General features: G+C 65.6%; 1 protein-coding gene. It reads right to left on the bottom strand.

What is annotated here, in order from left to right:
• Positions 1-26: 26 nt before the first annotated feature.
• The coding region (locus OTB16_RS39155; protein ID WP_267727718.1) for an IS256 family transposase at positions 27-723 on the bottom strand (697 nt) is incomplete at its 5' end.

The following is a 723-nucleotide window of genomic DNA, read 5'->3' as shown; positions in this document are numbered from 1 at the left end:
ACGGCTGATCTTGGTTTTTGAGGTTGTCAGTGGTCAGTGGGGGTGAGGCGGCCGTCGAGGGCGATCTGGAAGGCGTTCAGCGGGGCCTTCCAGCGCATGGTCCACTTCTTGCGGCCCTTGCCCGTGGGGTCGAGGGACATCAGGGCCATGTAGACGCACTTCATGGCGGCGGCCTCGTTGGGGAAGTGTCCGCGGGCGCGGACGGCCTTGCGTATCCGGGCGTTCACGGACTCGATGGCGTTCGTCGAGCAGATGACCTTGCGGATCTCGACGTCGAAGGACAGGAACGGGACGAACTCGGCCCAGGCGTCCGACCACAGCTTGATGATCGCCGGATACTTTCGGCCCCAGGCTTCCTGGAACTCCAGGAACCGCTCCGTCGCGGCGTCCTCGCTCGGCGCGGTGTAAACCGGCTTGAGCGCCTTGGCGACCTTGTCCCAGTCCTGCCGGGCGGCGTAACGGAAGCTGTTCCTCAGCACATGAACGACGCAGGTCTGGACAATCGTTCGAGGCCAGACGGTGTTCACCGCGTCGGGCAGGCCCTTCAGGCCGTCGCAGACCAGCATCAGGACGTCGTCCAGGCCGCGGTTCTTCAGCTCGGTGAAGACGTGCAGCCAGAACTTCGCGCCCTCGCCGCCGTCACCGGCCCAGATCCCGAGAATGTCGCGGTGGCCCTCGGTGGTCACGGCCATCACGACGTAGATCGGCCGGTTCGCGACCTGC

Source organism: Streptomyces antarcticus (assembly GCF_026627255.1).
GTDB lineage: Bacteria > Actinomycetota > Actinomycetes > Streptomycetales > Streptomycetaceae > Streptomyces > Streptomyces antarcticus.
The sequence above is the reverse complement of the archived record's forward strand: the minus strand, read 5'-3'. Positions and strand labels throughout refer to the sequence as shown.